General features: G+C 70.0%; 4 protein-coding genes and 1 pseudogene. 2 read left to right on the top strand and 3 right to left on the bottom strand.

Annotated features, from left to right (window positions below; all coding sequences use genetic code 11):
* From G3N64_RS38380 to G3N64_RS38370, 3 genes are all read right to left on the bottom strand, one after another.
* Positions 1 to 592 (bottom strand): PhaM family polyhydroxyalkanoate granule multifunctional regulatory protein (locus G3N64_RS38380; protein ID WP_205788790.1); only part of this gene is annotated, 592 nt, incomplete at its 3' end.
* A gap of 88 nt (positions 593 to 680) precedes the next feature.
* Positions 681 to 1,508 (bottom strand): enoyl-CoA hydratase/isomerase family protein, encoded by an 828-nt coding sequence (locus G3N64_RS38375; RefSeq protein WP_085042695.1) that lies wholly within the window; start codon positions 1,506 to 1,508, stop codon positions 681 to 683.
* 137 nt (positions 1,509 to 1,645) lie between these two features.
* Positions 1,646 to 2,638: a fumarylacetoacetate hydrolase family protein gene (locus tag G3N64_RS38370; protein WP_205788789.1), complete on the bottom strand. Its 993-nt coding sequence runs from the start codon at positions 2,636 to 2,638 to the stop codon at positions 1,646 to 1,648.
* 156 nt (positions 2,639 to 2,794) lie between these two features.
* On the opposite strand from G3N64_RS38370, the gene G3N64_RS38365 reads away from it, so the two are divergent.
* A complete protein-coding gene (locus tag G3N64_RS38365) occupies positions 2,795 to 3,661 on the top strand; it encodes an IclR family transcriptional regulator (RefSeq protein ID WP_205788788.1) in 867 nt (288 codons plus the stop codon).
* Positions 3,662 to 3,775: 114 nt separating this feature from the next.
* Positions 3,776 to 4,159: pseudogene (locus tag G3N64_RS38360) on the top strand (DUF3108 domain-containing protein); the annotation flags it as partial.

The following is a 4,159-nucleotide window of genomic DNA, read 5'->3' as shown; positions in this document are numbered from 1 at the left end:
ACGGCGGCGCATCGCCCGGCGCGGCGGGCTGCATGCCCGGCTGCGCCATCGCGAGGCTCGCGAGCTGGTTGAACTGCGACTGCAGCAGGTTCCACCAGCCGGAGGGATCGAAGGCCTGCTGCGCGGCGTCACCCGCCGGTGCATCCGACGCGTCGGCATCCGGCTGCGACGCGTCGCCCGGCGACGCCGACGCGTGTTTCGCCGCCTGCGCGGCCGCGACCGCTGCTTCCTCGGCCGCCGACATCGAGCTTTGCGCGAACGCGCCGAACGCGCGCAGCGTCGCGAGCGTCGCGCGCTGCACCTCGAGCGCCTGGATCGCGGACTGCAGCATCCCGAGATTGAGCTTCAGCCACTGCTCGACCGCGCGCAGGTCGGTGATCCGCTTGTCGAGCTCCTCGACGCTCGTGAGCGGCGCCATCATGTCGGACATGCTCGACAGCGACGGCGGCAGCCCTTGCGTGGCGCCCGGAAACGACGTCATCCCGCCGAACGGCGACATCCGCATCATGTCCCACATCCGGTCCATCATGTCGGCGGGCTTGAAGCCGGCAAAGCCGGCGAAAGGGTTGGAGCCGGAGGCATCGGTCGTCATACAGGCATCCTGGTTGACTGGGTGAGAGCGAAGCGGCCGCCATGCGTCGCGCGAGCCGCGCCTGGTTCGATCATAGCGCCGGCGCGTGTCAGAACGGCGCGTCGCCGGGAAACTCGGGCGGGCGCCGCTCGCGCAGCGAGCGGATGCCTTCCTGCACGTCGGGCCCCGCGAAGCCCATGAATTCGAGCGCAAGCGACGTATCGAAGGTCGGCCCTGCCGTGCGCAGCCAGTTGTTCAATGCGTACTTGGTCCAGCGGATCGCCGACTGCGAACCGTGCGCGAGCCGCTCGGCCACTTCGTACGCCTTCGGCAGCAGGTCGGCCGGCTCGACCGCGAGCGATACCAGCCCGATCCGCTCGGCCTCCTCGCCGCTCACCGGCTCGCACAGCATCAGGTAGTACTTCGCCTTCGCCATCCCGCACAGCAGCGGCCACACGATCGCCGCGTGGTCGCCGGCCGCAACGCCGAGCCGCGTGTGGCCGTCGATGATGCGCGCATCCTTCGCGGCGATCGAGATGTCGGCGAGGAGCCCGGCGACGAGCCCCGCGCCGACGGCCGGGCCATGCATCGCCGAGACGATCGGCTTGCTGCAGTTGATCACGTTGTAGACGAGGTCGCGCGCCTCGCGCCACACGCGGGCGCGCACGTCGAAGTCGTTCGCCATGTCCTCGACGAGCGCGAGATCGCCGCCCGCCGAGAAGCCCTTGCCTTCGCCGCGGATCACCGCGACGCGCGTGTCGGGATCGCGGTCGACGTCGCGCCAGATGTCGGCGAGCTCGCGATGCATGCGTGCGTTCGCGGTCGCGAGGCCGCTGCGGTTCGCGCCCTCGCCGCTCATCACGATGTCGAGCACGCCATGGTCGCGGCGCGTCACCTTCAGTGCTTCGTAACCGCCGTACGCGGCGAGATTGGCCATGTGCTGCTCCTTGCTCGAGGCTGTCGAACCCTTGAATCGAGTGTAGCCAAGCCCGCGCGGGCAAACATCAGGCGAAACCCGGCGCGCGGGCCGGGCCCGGGTTTCGCGGAAGCGGCGCGCTGCGTGCTGCGCGTGACTTACGCCGCGCCGTCGGGCGGGGCGACCGACTGCTCGATCGCGCCGAAGATCGACTTGCCGGCCGCGTCGAACATCTCGATGCGCACGGTGTCGCCATAGCGCATGAATTCGGTCTGCGGCGCGCCGTGCTCGATCGTCTCGAGGCAGCGCTTCTCGGCGATGCAGCAATAGCCGCGCTTCGCGTCCTTGTTCGACACCGTGCCCGAGCCGACGATCGAGCCGGCGCGCAGGTTACGCGTCTTCGCCGCGTGCGCAATCAGTTGGCCGAAGTGGAACACCATGTCGGTGCCGGCATCGGGCTGGCCGACCTTCTTGCCGTTCCAGTGGACGATCATCGGCCGGTGCACGCGGCCTTCGCGCCATTCGTCGCCGAGCTCGTCGGGCGTCACGGCGACCGGTGCGAACGCGGTGGCCGGCTTGCTCTGGAAGAAGCCGAAGCCCTTCGCGAGTTCGGCCGGAATCAGGTTGCGCAGCGACACGTCGTTCACGAGCGTGACGAGCCGCACGGCCTTCAGCGCTTCGTCGGGCGACGCGCTCATCCGCACGTCGCCGGTGATCACCGCGACTTCCGCCTCGAAATCGATGCCCCATTCCTCCGACGGGCACACGATGTCGTCGCGGGCCCCAAGGAAATCGTCGCTGCCGCCCTGGTACATCAGCGGGTCGGTCCAGAATTCGGGCGGCATCTCCGCGCCGCGCGCGCGGCGCACGAGCTCGACGTGGTTCACGTACGCGGAGCCGTCGGCCCACTGGAACGCGCGCGGCAGCGGCGCCATGCAGTTGGCCGGATCGAACGCGAAGGAATTGCGCGCGCGGCCGTGGTTCAGCGCGTCGTACAGGTCGCGCAGCTGCGGCGCGTAGAACGCCCAGTCGTCGAGGACACGCTGCAGCGTCGGCGCGATCGCGTCGGCGATCGCCGCGGTGTGCAGGTCGCGCGACACGACGGTCAGCTGGCCGTCGCGCGTGCCGTCCTTCAGCGAAGCAAGTTTCATAGGGGGGACTCTGCCGTTGTAGTGACGATGGAGGGAATCTATTTTACGATGGTGAATCCCTGCGGCGCGCCGCGATTGTGCGCGCCGTTTTCGCCCTGATTTTTCAGACCGATTTTTCAGACCGATCCCTGCCGCCTTTTCGCGCACGTGCCGCCCATGCCCGCCAGCCCGCTTCCCGACGACGATCTCGCCGACTCCGACACCGACGACGCCGCTTCCGGCGAGCATGGCGAGAAGATCCGTTCCGGCATCCAGTCGATCGAGGTCGGCTTCCGCCTGCTCGACGTGCTGACGAGCGAGCCGCGCGCGATGATGCTGCGCGACCTCGCGCAGCGCGCGGGCATGAGTCCTGCAAAGGCGCACCGCTACCTCGTCAGCTTCTCGCGGCTCGGCGTGGTGTCGCAGGATCCCGTCTCGGGCCGCTACGAGCTTGGCGGCTTCGCGTTGCAGATGGGGCTCGCGCGGCTCGCGCGCGTCGATGGCGTGAAGCTCGCGCGGATCGCGCTGACCGAATTCCGCGACCGCCTCGACCAGACGGTCGGCATCGCGGTATGGGGCAACCAGGGGCCGACGATCGTGCACTGGATGGAATCGAGCCACCCGGCGAAGGCGTCGCTGAAGCTCGGCGACGTGATGCCGCTGCTCGGCTCCGCGACGGGGCTGCTGTTCGCCGCGTACCTGCCGCGCAGCAAGACCGCCGCGATGCTCGAGCGCGAACTCGCCGATACGCGCCGCTCGCCGCACCACGGCGGCCCGCGCACGCTCGACGAGGTCGACGCGGTGCTTGCCGACGTGCGCCGGCACGAAGCCGCGCGTGTCGAAGGGATGCTGCTGCCGACGATCCACGCGTTCTGCATGCCCGTGTTCGATGCGGTCGGCGAACTCGCGCTCGCGATCGTCGCGCTCGGCCAGGAAGGCTCGTTCGACATTGCGTGGGGCGGCGAAATCGACACCGCGCTGCGCGCATGCGCGCAGAAACTGTCTTACGAACTCGGCTATAGTCCCGACGCGCGCGACGCCTGACGCACGCGGCACCCGCCACGTCACGCGGCGCGAACGCGCGGCGCATTCGACAGTCCGATTCCTGTGGCGCGCGCCGCGCGCCCGAGCCCGCGCGAGCGCCCCGATCCTGTTCCGATGCCCATGCAGCCTGCCGACCTCCGCCCGAGTCATGCCTTGCCCCGCCGCTGGCTGCGCGTGGGCATTGCGCTCGTCGTCGTGCTGGTGCTGCACGCGCTCGCCGCGTTCTGGCTGCTGCGCAACCGCGACGCGTTCACGCCACCCGCGCCCGCCGAAGTCCCCGTGCAAATCGAGCTGCTGAAACCGCAGCCGATCGAGCGCCAGCCCGTGCCGCCCGCGCCGAAGCCGGTCGAGCATCCGGCCGCGCCCGCACCGGCGGAGCCCAAGGCCGCCGCACCGAAACCCGCGCCGGCGCCGGAACCGGTCCTCACGTCGACACAGACGGCCGAACACGGCGAGCCGCCGGCTGCCGCGTCTGCGGCGAGTGGCGTGCCGGATGCC

Origin of the sequence: Burkholderia sp. Ac-20344, from assembly GCF_017104975.1 — a bacterium.
GTDB lineage: Bacteria > Pseudomonadota > Gammaproteobacteria > Burkholderiales > Burkholderiaceae > Burkholderia.
This window is presented reverse-complemented; position numbering and strand designations above follow the sequence as displayed.